The organism is Pseudomonas azadiae (genome assembly GCF_019145355.1).
Taxonomy (GTDB): domain Bacteria; phylum Pseudomonadota; class Gammaproteobacteria; order Pseudomonadales; family Pseudomonadaceae; genus Aquipseudomonas; species Aquipseudomonas azadiae.
Genome location: NZ_JAHSTY010000002.1, coordinates 373,587 through 390,432, shown reverse-complemented (window position 1 = coordinate 390,432; position 16,846 = coordinate 373,587). Strand labels below are relative to the sequence as shown.

Genomic DNA, 16,846 nt, shown 5'->3' with positions numbered 1-16,846 from the left:
AAGTTTCATTCGATTACAACTCGGCAAATGGTTCGCTCAGATGATACGGCAAAAAGGGCGATGGACCCTCGCCGTACTCGGACACAAAATTCCTGTAGCTACTAAACACGGCGATCAACCCTGCAAAAAACAAGAAAATTTTGATGGCACGATCAAAATCCAATTGACATCTGCCGTAGGTCAGTAATATCGCAAGAGGATAGGCAAATGAAATCAAATCTAGGAATCTCAAACCTGCGTAGGAAATACTCGAGACCATCCAGAAGAAAACGGTAAATCCGGTTCCAAGAAAGATGAGCTTGCTTCGCTCCGTACGGGGCAGTTTTGACAATGCTACTCCCACCACGAGCACCAATACCACAGCGATCTTCCCCAAGCCAGAGAATGGACTAGGCGACTCAGAACCCTGATAGGAAAGCAATTTAGCGGAAAAATAGTCTCCGTTAACGCTGAAGATAGCTAGCACTACCGCACTTGCGAAAGGGACAATCAAAATATTAGACGCCCTTGCCCAACGTGCCTGTGAGGCCCAGATAAAAATCAGGGAAACCAGCGATGAATAATGAAACATTAACGCGGACAGCGCCAACGCCAACCCCGAAAGCTTCTGTAGTTTTCTGATTTTTTGTACGGCTAATAGAAGCAACATCGCCGCGATACCTATCCGCAACCCATTCATTGTGTATTGGTAAACAAAAGCGGGCAACATATAAGACAACAATAAAAACTTTTCATTCTTATCGGAGCGAAAAAGGTATAGAAACAAAATAATGAATATAATAACGCTGACAAGCCTGACAGCAATTACGGCTGACCCGGTAAGCTCTCCCAACAGCCAGCTCATAAAAACAAATCCCGGCTCCATTCCCGTCCAAGATAGCCTCTCCATCAAACGGCCGACAACGGTCTCATAGGTGTTGGTATCAGTGCCAACTGCACCACGGAAAACGGAAACAAATAATAAAAATAGTAACGCGACAGCCGAAAATAGCCGGGTTCTATAACCCGAGAGTGCTGTTAACAGCAACATCATGAGCAAAAGAAACCAGCCAAAAATGTATATCATACTGACCCATGACCGAACTTTAACTTAATCGTTCGACGTACATAGCGAGCTAAAGACCAGAATGTAAGAGAGCAATAAGAGACAAACCGGATCTTTTTCTTGGCTCGTAAAACGCTGTATACTCGCAACTCACCCAACTCCATCTTCCACAAATTCCCGCTTAATCCCGCATGACCGTAGAGAGGCTTATAGCAAAACGTCAGCGGTTTATTCATTGAGTAGCATGCAAAGCCGGAGCAACACAGATCGCACCAAAGCTCATAGTCTTCACAAAACCTTTTGCCCTCCGGAAAGCGATATGGAAGATCTTTGCGCAGCATGACTGACGGCGTAGAGAAACGATTAGACATCAACAATTCACGACCTAAAACTTGTGAAAAATTCACATCTTTCTCAATGTAGTGTTTAGTAGCTACTGCGGATGAGACCTCAATAGTAAGCCCAGTCTGTCCTGTTAACGCGACTGTCGGATTGCGCTGCATCCAGCCATACTGAAGCTCTATCTTCTGGCGATGCCAACTGTCATCGGAGTCCAAAAAAGCTATATACAGCTGGCTGGCCGCATTCCAGCCTTCATTCCTCGCAGTTCCTGGTCCGGCATTTGTGGTCAGCGTAATAACACGTATCCAACCGCTCGGATATTCTTCGGCAAGCGATGCCAAGAAAGCCCGTGTGTCATCCGGACTCGCATCATCGACAAGTATAACTTCAGCAGGTCGCAATGATTGCTGATAGACGGAGTCAACGGCACGTCGCACGGTGTCCTTACAGCGATAACAAGGGATAACCACGCTAACCCGTGCAACGCGCGAACTTTGCATATCTGGTTCAGTAACCATTTAACGCTTCCAATCACAAATAACGTGGCTACAACAGCGCTGCAGCCACCATAAATAAAACTCGCAGAACTCATTCCGGAAGTTGCAAATCAACTTTACGGGCCTTTAATTTCCGCCCTAGCTCCTGACTTGCCAGATAGGACGTATCAAGACCGGAAAAGACTTCGATCGTGTTAGTCACATGGCGAGCACGAAACCTGTTGATAATCCGAGAAGCTCCCCATAAAAACTCACCCCAGACAGACCCTACCAACTGACCAATCACCTTCCCTGCACCATATAGGGAACATAGCTTTCTGAACGAAAATAACGTTTCTTTATAAGAGCGGGGAAAGTAGACAAAACACTTGAGCAGCAGTCGGCCGAAATTAGGGCTTAAGCTAACACCCCTGTGTGCTTCAACCTTTTCAACGGCCTTCAATAGCGAGAATGACCACACCGTCGGCACTGAGTAGAATTCAGGTACGCGACTGTCCCATACAAGATCTTTAAAAGGTGCAATATGCGAATTTTCTCGTAATTTGCCATAATGACCGCCGGAACTGCTTTGTCCAGAAGTACTCACGCCTGAGGCGCCGGGAATGATGACAGGATAATCAATCAAGAAGCAGCTCTGCGATTCATTAGCGATCAAGAACGAGCTGTAGATATCTGGGCTGACACCGCCGAATAATCCACCGTACTTACGCTCAATCCTGCGCGCCAAATCAGAGGATATTATTCCAGCATAGGCTCGTGGCATATTAAATACGCCGCCGCCGAAGTTATCGAGCGCATAGTCCATGGAAGCTTTCAAATCATGAAGAACTACAGTGCCATCGAACGGAGCGAGATGCAATGTTCCGAAGTAAGATTCGCCTCGCGTCGCATGCTTGAAATCGTCCCAATAATAGAGTGCAGGAAAATTAAATTTCAATGAATCGACGTTTTTGAATTTCGCCCATGCCGCCACTTTAACGATTTCTGCTGATACGAAATCGTCGTCGCCGATAAAAGCCAAGTAATCCCCATCTGCTGAGCGCAGGCCAAGATTAAAGTTATCAACGACGCTGATACCCTCCCCCGACCTCACAAGCTTCAGTCGTGATTCTGGATATTCCCCCAAGAACTGACCAGAAATATCGTCCACCGGACTTGAGTCACAAACGACAACCTGAATTTGGTCTGAAAGTTCCAGAATCGACCTAATCGATTGAACCGCGTACTTGGCTCGATTATGGGTGGGTATAATAACACTTAATAATGTCATACTTATCGACCGATACTGTGCTTAATATAGGCCAACGTCAAAAGCAGCTCTTTGATTTGTTGAACATTGAGCAAATCGGTATTGTGCGATGTATAATCGTCGACAGCGTTGGCTTCGACATGACCTTCAATAATAAACTTATCATAGTTCAGGTCCCGGTTATCCGCCGGAATGCGGTAGTAGCGCCCCATGTCTTTGGCTTTTGCCATTTCCTCGCGGGAGACGAGAGATTCATACAGCTTTTCACCGTGCCGAGTGCCTATTATGTTTACTGGCACATCACTCGCAAACAATTCTTTCAGGGCTATGGTTAAATCACCAATGGTACTGGCAGGCGCCTTCTGAACAAAGATATCCCCCTGCTCCCCGTGTTCGAAGGCATGCAGTACTAGATCAACCGAATCTTCGAGACTCATCAGAAACCGAGTCATTTTCGGATCAGTCACAGTAAGTGGGACGCGCGCCTTGATTTTTTCCACAAAAAGCGGAATAACAGAACCACGTGAGGCCATCACATTCCCGTAGCGAGTAGCACATAGCACCGGACCGCCTTCGCGGACTGTCCGAGACTTGGCAATCAGAACTTTTTCGCCCATCGCCTTGGAAATGCCCATCGCATTAATAGGATAGACTGCCTTGTCAGTGCTCAACAGAACGACGCGCTGAACGTTATTATCAATGGCCGCATTTAAAACGTTTTCCGTCCCATTAACGTTAGTCAGCACTGCTTCCATCGGGTAAAACTCGCACGACGGAACCTGCTTCAGCGCTGCCGCATGGAAAACATAATCTACCCCCGCCATCGCGCGGTTAATGCTTTCGTAGCTTCTCACGTCACCAATGTGGAACTTGACCTTGGGATTATTCAAGGCAATCCGCATATCTTCTTGTTTCTTTTCATCTCGGCTAAATACGATAATTTCTTTAACATCGGTACTTAAGAAGCGATTCAGTACGGTATTACCGAATGACCCGGTGCCACCGGTAATCATTAAAACCTTGTTATCAAACATGATCAAACCCACCAATCAAATAAGTATATATAGAGCCATTGCGAGAACCGTAATGGACGCTAGCATCAACGTCGATACCAGCAATGCAGTACTCCTAGCGTACAACGCCACATCAGGTAACGTCGAAGCCCGGATCCAGGAGACAACTGTTGAAGCCGTGTGGTACGCAGAGTAGACGTAGCATACTGCTTCGACATTCTTCCCTACCGCAGCGACGGTAGCCAGCAGCAAGGTTACGACCGTCAAGCATGCAGACATCACAGCCTGAAACCGGTAGTCTTTTGCATAAATCAATTGACTGTAAGGTACGAAACCAAATGCGCCAATAGCCAAGCCAGGTAGAAGTATTGCGACGTAGTTAGCTATTATGCGGTTGTTAGTCCCCGGCCCCATCCACAGGTCGATGATTGGTACGCGGAACCACCACAGAATCAGAGTAGGTACTGCGGTAACTATAAAAACCGACAGCGCAAATCTGAGTGCCGTTTTTTTTGCGCCACCGCGGACTTTATCCTGAGCTGCTTCACGTAGAAAAATCGGTTGAAAATACTGGCTGACGGGACCGGCAAGAATAGAAATCGGAGTCATGCATAACAAACTCGCCAGGTAGTAAGGCGCAACGCTACTGGCAGAGGCGAACATTGAAATAATCGGCTTGTCTAATTGAGTTACTGCAGCACCCGCTGCAGAAAACAAGACCAGAGCGCCCCCCATTTTAGTCAACGCCAACGCGTCAGCCAATGTCGGCCGCTTTATTGATAGTTCTCTGTCGACTCCTTCGGAAAGAGCAGACGTCAAAATATAACGGGACCAGCCCCAATGCAAGACAGTCACGATCAATTGAGTCATGATAAAGACTTCAAGCGTCGCCGACAGCCGGCTTAATGCAACGGCGGTTACACATGCTCGAACGACTACACCTACTATTTGTAAACCACTGCCCATAGTGTAGCTACGACGTGCTATTAAGCTGCAATAATATAGATTCTGCATCACTAATAACCAGAACAAGAGCACGGCGCCAATGACAACTACCCAAGATACTGACTCGCCAAAATAAAGCAGCTTTAACGTGACTGCGATGATCAGCAATAGTGCATAAAAGCCGGTCAAGCTTAATTCGGAAGTGCGCACCAACGTTAGCAGTGACTCGTTAGTACTAGTCGCAACAGACACCTCCCTGCTTGTCAAGGTAGACATGCCGAGATCCATCATGACCAAAAGCGCTTGCAGCGAAAGCATAACTGCTACGATGCCAAACTGTGAGCTACCTAACAAACGGCTATACAGAGGTAAGAACAAAAAAGCCACCAGCAAACTGGAAGACCTTCCTGCGTATAACATCAACATTCTCCCAATCGCAGGAGTCCGCCAGTTCATCGGTGCCGAACAACTTGATTGATAGGCGTCGCAGCAATAGCATCCTTTAAAGCATTGGCAATAAACACAAGATCAGCCTCTTCAAGCCACCAACCGCACGGCACCCCGAGTATATTGCTTTGCAAATAGTCAGTATTCGGCAAATGCACAGCCTGGCTACCAAAGCCCGTGTATGTGTCATTTCGTTGATGCACTCGTGATGCCATTATTCCCTTGCCCTTCAGTTCAGCTAGCACGTGCTCCTGCTCTTCAACGAAAACTAAGAAAACCCAATAGGCCGGCACGTCGGTTGGCTGTACCGGTACCGCTCTAATCCCATGTACATCCGATATAAGGCGCTCTAGCTTTCGAGCATTCTCTAAGGTAGCGCTTTGCCGCGCTTCTAAAGTCGCAAATTGTGCACACGCCAAAGCGCTACACAGGTTATTCATCGCTATTCCCCAACCAATCTCGGGGATATCAGAAAGCGGGTTGATTTCTCCAGCCTTCGTTCTAAAGGTTTCGAAATCAATTCCAAAGCGCCTCAATCGCCGTGCTTTCTTAGCCATTACCTCCGTACGACAGGCCAAGGCACCACCCTCAGTCGCATTAATCTGGCGATTTGGATAAAAGGAGTAGACCGCGAAATCGCCGTAGGATCCGATCGGCTCGGAGCCTTGCTTAGCCAACAGTGCGTTGTCGCAATCTTCTATCAGTCCAAGGTTGTGCTTCCTGCACAGCTCGCTGATTTCCTTCGAAGGCCCTGGATATCCGGCAACGTGGTACAAAATGACCGCTTTGGTTTTCTCGCTGATTTTCGATTCCAGATCAACAACATCCATAGATACGGAGCCGACGCTCACATCGACCCATACGGGTGTAGCCCTTAACTGAGCAATCGCTGAGTTTGTGGAAAGGCATGCGAAAGCCGTGGTCAAGACCTCATCGCCCTCTCTCACCCCCGCCAAATACAACGCAAGAAAAAGAGCACTTGTCATGTCATACGTCGATACAACATAAGGCAGTCCAATGATGTTCGTTAAACCCCGCTCAAACTTTTCGACCCATTCTCCACTCGCAATCTTACCGGAGCGCAAAATGTCAAGCGCCGCCTTTTCCATTTCCGGGGTAGTGACTGCACGGTAGAGTGGAAACACCTTAGACATAAATACCTCCGTCTTCAACCACGCTTTAGCGTGTCAACAATTCGTGCACGGTCCTCATCGGATACCCACCAGCCACACGGAATATGAATCAAACGCTTATAGAATTCGTCGAGACCCGGCATAGGGCCAGCAAATGATTTGAAAACAGAGTGCAGGTGATTCGGACGGTGCAGCTTTGACGCCATGACCCCCCTCGCAGCCAGTAACCTTTCCACTTCATCTGCATCGTCTGCTAGTAATGTATAGAGCCAATATGCGGGCTTAACGCCGGGCTGCACAGGCGCAGGCGACAAGCCGGAAACGCCTTCAAAAACACCGTCAAAATAACGCCCATTCTCATAGTGCCGCTGCAACAACGGCGAAATACCGTCCAGTTGCTTCAGGCCAATCACGGCTGCGACATTATGCATATTGTACTTGTAACCGACCCTCGTGATATCCACTTCAGTTCGAGGAACGCCTTTAGCCAAGCCAAACCAACGCAACTTGCGCGCCTCCGCCATTTGGCTAGGGTCTTTCATCATCAGCAGACCACCATCTACAGTTGTCATGTGCTTGATGGCTTGAAAAGAATAAATAGCGTAGTCACCGATTGAACCAATAGGCTGACCATTATATTCAGCGCCCAACGCGTGAGCGCAGTCCTCAATCAAGGCAAGATCATGGCGATCAGCAATCTCTCTAAGTTCATTTAGACGCGCCGGGTAACCCGCGTAATGCACGACACAGATAGCGCGGGTCCTATTTGTGATTGCTGCTTCTACTGCGACCGGACTTAGATTTCCGGTAAGAGGATCAACGTCGGCGAAAACAGGGATGGCCCCCATTTGCAAAATGGTCGTATTAGTCGGCTCCGCGGTCATTGACGTAGTGATAACCTCGTGGCCTGCTTCTACGCCAGACAACAGCATTGCTAGGTGTAGAGCAGCGGTGCCGCTACTAGTGGCCAACACGTTATTCAGTTTGAACATCTCTGCGAATCGATCTTCAAAACGATAAACGTACTCCCCTTCAGAGATCATTCCGCTGTACAACACAGCCTCCAGAGCAGGGAGCAAAACCTCGCGTGGAGGCATCGCCACCTTGACAAGAGGAATGGTTGAAATTTCCTTTGACATTTTCAGATCCGATTAAGAAATTTAATGTGTGGTACTTTTACAGAAGCGCTGGAGTTCAGATAGTTAACCATTCTGACGGCGGCGGGCCCCAAATTACACTCCACGCCCTTTTCTTCTAGCTCGGATATCAGAGAGTTTTCTTCTCCAATGTTGAGAGAGCATCTTCCGGGCATTGAGCACATAATCAAATCAACTACATCTTCCTCCTTACCACTCCACTCCGCTATGCTGTGACCGCCACTGGAAACAAGCACAACAATTGTTGCGTTCTTGCTTGAGATCACCTGCCCCCCGGTAGCGAAAGGTGGAATGCCGTGCTCACTCGGCCGAGATAAATCTGGCCAGTTCCGCACTGTGTAATCCAACTTGACGCATTGATCTGGCGTCCACTCGATATAACCAAATCGATTGCGCTCATCCGTGACAAACCCTTTACCAGCATAAACTTCAGGTTTCTGTGTCCAAAGCATCAGAGCAGCCAGTCCTTTGTTAACTGCAAGATCTGTAGCGGCGGCCATCAAGCTTGACACGAATCCCTTCCCCCGTAAGGCCTCCTCCACGCAGACCAGCCCAACGAGTCCAACCGAAGAATTTTGGTTGATAGGCAGGGCCTTGATAACCAACGCAGCGATAGTTTCATCGGAGCCTGCAGTAGACTTGATTTCGACACAAAAGACGTTCTCATCACAAGACATCCAAGGGAAGTGGGTGAGCAGGTCGACCCCCCTTCCTCTGGAGGAGAAAAAAACCTCCCAAAACAGCTGACGTGCGGTCTCCGGAACTCCCGAAGAAATAACTGGACTGAACGTGAGACCCATCCGGCGAAACTCCATTTTTCGAGGTGCTACGAGACAAACCCACAGAAATCATCCAAAGACTCTACCGTCTTTAAGGTTGTTCCGCATCAAAAGTCCGTAGAGCAAAGATATCCGGGAAACCACAAGCATTGCCGCAAGCTCGCACGTTGGCAATTTTTTGCGTCTTGACGCTGTCCATTCCGATCCTGACAGGAAGGCCTCTCATTACCTGGGCTCCATGGCATGCAGGCCTAAGACGAATGGCATCGCAATGCACTCTTTGCTAGCGGGTTAGGCATATGAACAAGTCATCAGATTTGCGCGCCACAACCGCCACTGGCTCAGTCTGAAAGCGCGCCTACCATCGTCAAAAAAGGACCTGTTGATAATCAATTTTTCCAGCATGGCTCTCTCGTCATGGAGCGCCGAATCACCGCGGGGGTAGGCGTAGTGGCCTATCATTGCCCGGATGAGATGAAAAGCCATTAGTCTCCTTCAACCGGGGAATACTATCAATGCGCTGAGCTTAAGCTGCACAAGGATATCAGTACATCGGACAGCTGAGCACGACGCAAGGTCATCTTTTTTCAAAAACCGAGGCAGCTTGCGTTGCTTGCCATCAATAACTTAATCGCGCGAACTTCATTTTTACTTAATGCTCATTGATCCTTACCTTTTACGTTGACACTTACATCTGTGAAAACTTTCTGCGCCCACTTACCTAGGCACAGGTCACGAAAACATCAGGGACCTTGACGTCATCGATTCCTTGAGAATTATTCATGCTGACGTTGATGGATGCGCGCACTGCTCAGCTTTTTCCCTCAAATTGGACCTAACCGGACAGACGCGTTTTACAGCTTTTGATTTTTTGAAGGAAGCCCCAAGTTGCCTCATAGCAATCAAACGAAGTGCAGCATTTGGGGGGTATCGAAAAACGTCTGACCGATTCAGAGCGCTCAGTTCATGCATAGCTACGCGGCGCGAGACACTGCTCACCTGGCACACTGCCGTAACCGTGAGACCTGCAGCCCGCACGCAAGCTGGAGCAACTACGACCATCACAAGTATTTTTGACATCTAACAGCTTGAAATAGTGCGACGATGCCGATTTCGCCGAATGCAAGAGCCGGCAAGACGCAGAATTTCTGCTGAGTCAATCATCGTAGCCTCGTAGGGCGAAGGAGTTTTTCTAGACAATTTATCTGACAGACAGACGCCTACGATCTGCGTATCGATTTCTTAGGCGACGTAAATCTTCAGTCCAACGCCTTATAGCGACGAGTACGGACCAAAAAACCCAACAATGGGCCTATTAGCATTCCCACAATTAAAGCGACTACGACGAACACAGATATTGGCATCTGCCCGGAGGAAAAGCCTAGAAAAGAGAGAGACACGCTCTGCTGATTTTCCAGCACAAAAACTAAAGCCACCAGCATAACCACCAAAATCATCAACGCTGCTAAAATGCGGCTGAGCCTGCGCATTATCTTCTCCTTACTCTCAAATACACTCAGACGCCCTCCTCCTCTTCTTCGTTCACCCGGTCACGCAATTCCTTGCCGGGCTTGAAGTGAGGTACGAACTTGCCGTCGAGGCTGACCGATTGGCCTGTCTTTGGATTGCGGCCAACGCGCGGTGCACGGTAGTGCAGGGAGAAACTGCCGAAGCCACGGATCTCGATGCGATCTCCGGTCGCCAGGCACTGGGACATTTGTTCAAGCATGGTCTTGATAGCCAGCTCTACATCCTTGGATGAGAGCAGCCCTTGATGGGTGACAATTCGTTCGATCAACTCCGACTTCGTCATATTTTTCCCTTCTTTTTCAAGCAGCTAGGAAAAGCGCTTCGAAGGTTTTAGCATGACTTGATGGATTTGAACAGCCCGCTCGATAACTTATCTTTGGGATACACGGCAACTTGCCAAGGGCACATTCCCGGGTCAATTGCAGATCACTAACATCGTCCGGGTCACCGCCCCGGCGGGGTTCCACCCGAACGGGTAGTCGCCTTCTTCATCCTTGGCGTCGCTGGACCGGGTGACGACCTTGTAGCCTTGCATCTTGCACTCTCGGGCGGCGCGCTTCTCGCACTTCTCCCATTTGTTGCCCAGGCCCGAGCAGTCGATCTCGATGCCGCTGGCGCCGCGCTTGGCGTGAGTCTTGGCGCTGGTGGTCGAGCAACCTGTAATCACTACCAACGCGAGTATTACGATCAACCTTTTCATCCAAATCCTTAATGAAGCCCAATAGGGGAAGAGTCTGTTAAAACTATAGCCAATTCCGACATTAAGCTGCATGCCTTGGTTCTAACGTGTTGATTCAGCAAATTTCAAGCGAAAAAAAGGGCGACCGAAGTCGCCCTTTTTTACAGCCTTACAGAACTTAGTTCTGCTTAGCCATTGCTTCGCGCAGCAGGGAGGCCATGGTGGTCTCGCCTTTTTCAGCTTCCGGAGCAGCTTTCAGGCTCTGGATGGCTTCTTTCTCTTCCACTTCGTCTTTCGACTTGATGGAGAGTTGGATTACGCGGCTCTTGCGGTCAACGCTGATGATCTTGGCTTCTACTTCCTGGCCTTCTTTCAGCACGTTGCGCGCGTCTTCAACGCGGTCACGGCTGATTTCGGAGGCTTTCAGAGTCGCTTCGATATCGTCGGCCAGAGTGATGATGGCGCCTTTGGCGTCAACTTCTTTCACAGTGCCTTTAACGATGGCGCCTTTATCGTTCTCTTGAACGTACTCGGAGAACGGATCGCTTTCCAGTTGCTTGATACCCAGGGAGATGCGCTCGCGCTCTGGGTCAACCGACAGGATAACGGTGTCCAGCTCGTCGCCCTTCTTGAAACGACGAACAGCTTCTTCGCCCACTTCGTTCCAGGAGATGTCGGACAGGTGAACCAGGCCGTCGATGCCGCCGTCCAGACCAATGAAGATACCGAAATCGGTGATCGACTTGATGGTGCCGGAGATCTTATCGCCCTTGTTGAACTGGCCAGAGAAATCTTCCCATGGGTTGGATTTGCACTGCTTGATGCCCAGGGAGATACGACGACGCTCTTCGTCGATGTCCAGAACCATAACTTCCACTTCGTCGCCGACTTGTACGACTTTCGAAGGGTGGATGTTTTTGTTGGTCCAGTCCATTTCGGAAACGTGTACCAGGCCTTCAACGCCTTCTTCCAGCTCAGCGAAGCAGCCGTAGTCGGTCAGGTTGGTAACACGCGCGGTCACGCGGGTGCTTTCTGGGTAACGGGCTTTGATAGCGACCCATGGATCTTCACCCAGTTGCTTCAGGCCCAGGGAAACACGGTTGCGTTCGCGATCGTATTTCAGAACCTTGACATCGATCTCGTCGCCAACGTTGACGATTTCGGAAGGATGCTTGATACGCTTCCAAGCCATGTCGGTAATGTGCAGCAGGCCATCGACGCCACCCAGATCGACGAATGCGCCGTAATCGGTGAGGTTCTTGACGATACCTTTGACTTGTTGGCCTTCCTGCAGGGATTCCAGCAGAGCTTCACGCTCGGCGGAGTTCTCTGCTTCCAGGACGCTGCGACGGGAAACGACAACGTTGTTGCGCTTCTGGTCGAGCTTGATGACCTTGAATTCGAGTTCCTTGCCTTCCAGGTGCGTGGTGTCGCGCACAGGACGAACGTCGACCAAAGAACCTGGCAGGAACGCACGGATGCCGTTAACGTCGACAGTGAAGCCGCCTTTAACCTTACCGTTGATAACGCCCTTGACCACTTCTTCAGCTGCGAAGGCTGCTTCGAGAACAATCCAGCATTCAGCGCGCTTGGCTTTTTCACGGGACAGCTTGGTTTCACCGAAACCGTCTTCAACCGAGTCCAGAGCAACGTGAACTTCGTCACCGACATTGATTGTCAGATCACCAGCATCGTTGTAGAACTGTTCCAGCGGGATCAGAGCTTCAGACTTCAGACCAGCGTGAACGGTTACCCAGCGAGCTTGGTAATCGATATCAACGATAACACCGGTGATGATGGAGCCTGCCTGAAGGTTCAGGGTTTTTAGGCTTTCTTCAAAGAGTTCCGCAAAGCTTTCGCTCATTTTAATTCCTGTTGATAAGGGCGGAGAATACGCCCATCTCCACACCCCAGACGGTGTGGGTCAGTTTCAATTAAAAGAAGCGCCACAGGACTATGACTGGTCCCCTGCGGCCTTCTTGGTCACCCGGCGATATCGCGAATGGCGATCTCGCTCATGATGCGTTCCAGCACCTGCTCGATGGACAACTCCGTGGAATCCAGCTGTATGGCATCAGCCGCCGGCTTGAGCGGGGCTACCGCACGCTGGGTATCACGCTCATCGCGTGCACGGATCTCATCTAGCAGACTCGACAGACTAACACCATCGACTTTGCCCTTCAACTGCAAGTAGCGGCGGCGCGCCCGCTCCTCGGCACTGGCGGTGAGGAAAACCTTCAGCGGCGCTTCGGGAAACACCACGGTGCCCATGTCGCGGCCATCGGCCACCAGGCCCGGATGCTCCTGGAATGCACGCTGACGCTGCAGCAAGGCGTCGCGCACCGCCGGCAGCGCGGCCACCTGGGAGGCCCAGGAGCCGACTTGTTCGTTACGCAGGTCATCGGTCACATCGTCGCCTTCCAGGATGATGCGCTGGGGATGACCTTCCGTCGCGCCGACGAACTGCACGTCAAGGTGCGCCGCCAGCAGCTTCAGGGATTCTTCGTTGGTCAGGTCGACGCCATGGTTGCGCGCCGCGAACGCCAGCAGGCGATACAGCGCGCCGGAATCCAGCAGGCACCAGCCAAGGCGCTTGGCCAGGATGCCGGCGATTGTGCCTTTGCCCGAGCCGCTTGGCCCGTCGATGGTAATCACCGGTGCTTTGATATTCACAGTTGAGCCTCTTGGGCTACACGCATGCCGACATTGGCACACAGTGTAAGAAAGTTCGGAAAAGATGTAGCGACGTTGGCGCAGTCACGGATACGAATCGGTGCCGCCGCTCGCAAGGAGGCCACACTGAAAGCCATGGCAATCCGGTGATCGCCGTGGGCATGAACTTCGCCGCCGCTGATCGGGCCGCCGTCAATGATAATCCCATCAGGTGTCGGTTCACACTTCACGCCCAGCGCCACCAGACCGTCGGCCATGACCTGGATACGATCGGACTCCTTCACCCGCAGTTCCTCGGCACCGCGCAGCACGGTTCGCCCGGTAGCGCAGGCGGCGGCCACGAAGAGTACGGGAAACTCATCGATCGCCAGCGGCACCAGCGCCCGGGGAATCTCGATGCCTTTCAGCACAGCGCTGCGTACACGCAAGTCGGCAACCGGCTCACCGCCCACTTCACGTGGATTTTCCAAGGTGATGTCCGCGCCCATCAGCCGCAGGATATCGATCACCCCGGTGCGCGTCGGATTGATACCGACATGTTCCAGCAACAACTCGGAACCCTCGGCCACCGTGGCCGCAACCAGGAAAAACGCCGCCGATGAAATATCCCCCGGCACTTCTATATGGGTAGCCGTCAATGCATGGCCCGACTCCAGCGACGCCTTCGCGCCCTCCACCACCACGGGGCACCCAAAGCCGCGCAACATGCGCTCGGTGTGGTCGCGGGTCGGTGCAGGCTCGGTCACCGCGGTTCTGCCTTCGGCATACAGTCCGGCCAACAACACGCAGGATTTCACCTGAGCACTGGCCATTGGCAGTACGTAATTCAAGCCTTTGAGCGCCTGACCACCACGAATGGTCAGCGGTGGACGCCCGTCCGGCCCGGTCTCAATCACGGCGCCCATTTCACGCAGCGGCTTGGCCACGCGATTCATCGGACGCTTGGACAAAGATGCATCGCCGATCAATACACTGTCGAAACGCTGCGCCGCCAACAGGCCGGACAACAGGCGCATGGAGGTGCCGGAGTTCCCCAGGTAAATCGGCCCCGGCGCCGCTTTCAAGCCATGCAAACCCACGCCATGAATGGTCACGCGCCCATGGTGCGGGCCTTCAATCACCACGCCCATGTCGCGGAACGCCTGCAAGGTCGCCAAGGCGTCTTCGCCTTCAAGGAAACCTTCGACTTCGGTCACGCCGTCGGCCAACGAACCGAGCATGATCGACCGATGGGAGATCGACTTGTCACCCGGCACTCGGATGCGCCCGCTCAAGCGGCCGCCCGGGTTGGCGAGGAAGGTCAGGTCGTCGGCGTTCACAGCGGTTTCCATGTAGGCCCGGCGTGCCAGGATCTTGCTGAAATGTTCACGCGCCACCCGCGCTCGGGTGAACACGCCCAATAATTGATGGCCATCCCCAGCATCGACCGCGTCGCGCAAGGCGTCGAGGTCGCTGCGAAAGGTGTCCAAGGTGCGCAACACCGCTTCGCGATTGGCGAGGAAGATGTCGTGCCACATCACCGGGTCGCTGCCGGCAATCCGCGTGAAATCGCGGAAGCCACCGGCGGCATAACGGAAAATTTCAAGGTTCTCGTTGCGCTTGGCCAACGAATCCACCAGGCCAAACGCCAGCAAATGCGGCAGGTGGCTGGTCGCCGCCAGCACTTCATCGTGGCGCTCGACCTGCATGTGCTCGACATCCGCGCCCAGTTCACGCCACAGACGATCCACCACCGCCAGCGCAGCCGGGTCGGTTTGCGCAAGCGGCGTGAGGATCACCTTGTGGCGACGGAACAGTTGCGCATTGGACGCCTCCACCCCGCTCTGCTCGGAACCGGCAATCGGATGGCCCGGCACGAACCGCGCCGGCATGCCGCCAAAGGCCTGTTGCGCCGCACGCACCACATTGCCCTTGGCGCTGCCGACGTCCGTGAGGATGGCCTGGCCCAAATCCATGCCGGCCAGTACGGCGAGCAATTTCTCCATGGCCAGGATCGGCACGGCAAGCTGGATCACGTCAGCGCCTTGGCACGCGAGCGCCAGGTCCGCCTCACAGCGGTCCACCACGCCCAGCTCAACCGCCAGCGCGCGCGAACGCGGGTCCAGGTCCACGCCAACCACTTCGCCACACAGCCCGCTCTCACGCAGGCCTTTGGCGAAGGAGCCGCCGATCAACCCCAGGCCGACCACCACCAGGCGACCGATCATAGGCACAGCAGGTTGCAATGCGGTGACATCAACCACGAGCCAGGACCTTGGCCAGCGCCTCCAGGAAGCGGCTGTTTTCACCCGGCAGGCCGATGGTGACACGCAGGTGGTTCGGCATGCCGTAGTTGGCCACCGGGCGTACGATCACGCCTTCGCGCAGCAGTCCCTGGAATACCGGGGCGGCCACCTGGCCCAGGTCGACGCAAATGAAGTTGCCCTTGGACGGAATCCAGCCCAGGCCCAGCTCACGGAAGCCTTCCTGCAACTGCCGCATGCCGCTTTCGTTGATGCGCCGGCCTTCTTCCAGGTACCCGGCGTCCTTCACCGCCGCACAGGCCGCCGCAAGGGCGAGGCTGTTGACGTTGAACGGTTGGCGCACGCGGTTCAGCACATCGGCGACGATGGCGCTGGACAGGCCGTAGCCGACCCGCAGCGACGCCAGGCCGTAAGCCTTGGAGAAGGTGCGCGAGACCAGCAGGTTCGGGTAAGCCGCCAGGAAATCCAGACCATCCGGCAGGTCACCGCCTTCGGCGTACTCGATGTAGGCTTCGTCCAGCACCACCAGCACGTGCTCGGGCACCTGTCGCAGGAAGTCGCCCAGCGACTGCGCGTCGAACCAGGTACCGGTCGGGTTGTTCGGGTTGGCGATGAACACCACGCGCGTCTGTGCATCGATGGCCGCCAGCATCGCCGGCAGGTCGTGGCCCCAGTTTTTCGCGGGAATGACGCGTGCATCGGCGCCAACGGCCTGGGTCACGATCGGATAGACCGCAAACGCGTGCTCGCTGAACACCGCGTTCAAGCCCGGCGCCAAATAGGCACGGCCGACCAGTTCAAGGATGTCGTTGGAACCGTTGCCCAGGGTCACCTGGTTCAGCTCGACCCGGCACTTTTGCGCCAGCAGGCATTTGAGTGCGAATCCGTTGCCATCGGGGTAACGCGTCAGCTCGGCCAGCTCTGCATGAATCGCCGCCAACACTTTAGGGCTCGGGCCCAGCGGGTTCTCGTTGCTCGCCAGCTTGACGATCTTCGCCGGGTCCAGATTCAACTCACGCGCCAGCTCGTCCACAGGCTTGCCCGGAACGTAAGGCGACAGTTGTTGCACGCCCGGCTGCGCCAGGGCGAGGAAGTTGCCACTCATGTTAAAGCC

Annotated in this window: 15 protein-coding genes; all 15 read right to left on the bottom strand. The window is 52.9% G+C overall.

Going from position 1 to position 16,846, the window contains the following annotated elements; genetic code table 11:
* Positions 1 to 13 precede the first annotated feature (13 nt).
* Positions 14 to 1,033: an EpsG family protein gene (locus KVG91_RS18165; RefSeq protein WP_169375170.1), complete on the bottom strand. Its 1,020-nt coding sequence runs from the start codon at positions 1,031 to 1,033 to the stop codon at positions 14 to 16.
* Between the two features lie 29 nt (positions 1,034 to 1,062).
* Positions 1,063 to 1,905 carry a glycosyltransferase family 2 protein gene (locus tag KVG91_RS18160; protein WP_169375171.1) on the bottom strand — a complete coding sequence of 281 codons (843 nt, stop codon included), beginning with the start codon at positions 1,903 to 1,905 and terminating at the stop codon, positions 1,063 to 1,065.
* Between the two features lie 70 nt (positions 1,906 to 1,975).
* Complete coding sequence (locus KVG91_RS18155) at positions 1,976 to 3,154, bottom strand: glycosyltransferase family 2 protein (RefSeq protein WP_169375172.1); 1,179 nt, start codon at positions 3,152 to 3,154, stop codon at positions 1,976 to 1,978.
* A 2-nt stretch (positions 3,155 to 3,156) separates the two neighbouring features.
* Positions 3,157 to 4,167 (bottom strand): polysaccharide biosynthesis protein, encoded by a 1,011-nt coding sequence (locus tag KVG91_RS18150; RefSeq protein ID WP_169375173.1) that lies wholly within the window; start codon positions 4,165 to 4,167, stop codon positions 3,157 to 3,159.
* A gap of 15 nt (positions 4,168 to 4,182) precedes the next feature.
* Positions 4,183 to 5,511 (bottom strand): lipopolysaccharide biosynthesis protein, encoded by a 1,329-nt coding sequence (locus KVG91_RS18145; RefSeq protein WP_169375174.1) that lies wholly within the window; start codon positions 5,509 to 5,511, stop codon positions 4,183 to 4,185.
* A 32-nt stretch (positions 5,512 to 5,543) separates the two neighbouring features.
* Positions 5,544 to 6,692 carry a DegT/DnrJ/EryC1/StrS family aminotransferase gene (locus KVG91_RS18140; protein ID WP_169375175.1) on the bottom strand — a complete coding sequence of 383 codons (1,149 nt, stop codon included), beginning with the start codon at positions 6,690 to 6,692 and terminating at the stop codon, positions 5,544 to 5,546.
* 14 nt (positions 6,693 to 6,706) lie between these two features.
* Positions 6,707 to 7,810 carry a DegT/DnrJ/EryC1/StrS family aminotransferase gene (locus KVG91_RS18135; protein ID WP_169375176.1) on the bottom strand — a complete coding sequence of 368 codons (1,104 nt, stop codon included), beginning with the start codon at positions 7,808 to 7,810 and terminating at the stop codon, positions 6,707 to 6,709.
* Positions 7,811 to 7,812: 2 nt separating this feature from the next.
* On the bottom strand, positions 7,813 to 8,628 hold the full coding sequence (locus tag KVG91_RS18130; RefSeq protein ID WP_169375177.1) for a GNAT family N-acetyltransferase: 816 nt from the start codon (positions 8,626 to 8,628) through the stop codon (positions 7,813 to 7,815).
* Between the two features lie 1,238 nt (positions 8,629 to 9,866).
* Positions 9,867 to 10,097 carry a lipopolysaccharide assembly protein LapA domain-containing protein gene (locus KVG91_RS18125; protein WP_169375178.1) on the bottom strand — a complete coding sequence of 77 codons (231 nt, stop codon included), beginning with the start codon at positions 10,095 to 10,097 and terminating at the stop codon, positions 9,867 to 9,869.
* A gap of 26 nt (positions 10,098 to 10,123) precedes the next feature.
* Positions 10,124 to 10,420, bottom strand: coding sequence for an integration host factor subunit beta (gene ihfB, locus KVG91_RS18120; RefSeq protein WP_003189779.1), 297 nt, complete (start codon positions 10,418 to 10,420; stop codon positions 10,124 to 10,126).
* Positions 10,421 to 10,552: 132 nt separating this feature from the next.
* The gene (locus tag KVG91_RS18115) at positions 10,553 to 10,837 is read right to left on the bottom strand and encodes a hypothetical protein (protein ID WP_169375179.1); all 285 of its coding nucleotides are present in this window, start codon (positions 10,835 to 10,837) and stop codon (positions 10,553 to 10,555) included.
* Positions 10,838 to 10,994: 157 nt separating this feature from the next.
* Complete coding sequence (rpsA, locus tag KVG91_RS18110) at positions 10,995 to 12,680, bottom strand: 30S ribosomal protein S1 (protein ID WP_043047443.1); 1,686 nt, start codon at positions 12,678 to 12,680, stop codon at positions 10,995 to 10,997.
* Positions 12,681 to 12,799: 119 nt separating this feature from the next.
* Positions 12,800 to 13,489: a (d)CMP kinase gene (gene cmk, locus KVG91_RS18105; protein WP_169375180.1), complete on the bottom strand. Its 690-nt coding sequence runs from the start codon at positions 13,487 to 13,489 to the stop codon at positions 12,800 to 12,802.
* Positions 13,486 to 15,696 carry a bifunctional prephenate dehydrogenase/3-phosphoshikimate 1-carboxyvinyltransferase gene (locus tag KVG91_RS18100; protein WP_256664818.1) on the bottom strand — a complete coding sequence of 737 codons (2,211 nt, stop codon included), beginning with the start codon at positions 15,694 to 15,696 and terminating at the stop codon, positions 13,486 to 13,488. Before KVG91_RS18100 ends, cmk begins: the two co-directional genes overlap by 4 nt.
* Positions 15,697 to 15,724: 28 nt before the next feature.
* Positions 15,725 to 16,837 (bottom strand): histidinol-phosphate transaminase, encoded by a 1,113-nt coding sequence (gene hisC, locus KVG91_RS18095; RefSeq protein ID WP_169375182.1) that lies wholly within the window; start codon positions 16,835 to 16,837, stop codon positions 15,725 to 15,727.
* Between the last annotated feature and the right edge of the window lie 9 nt (positions 16,838 to 16,846).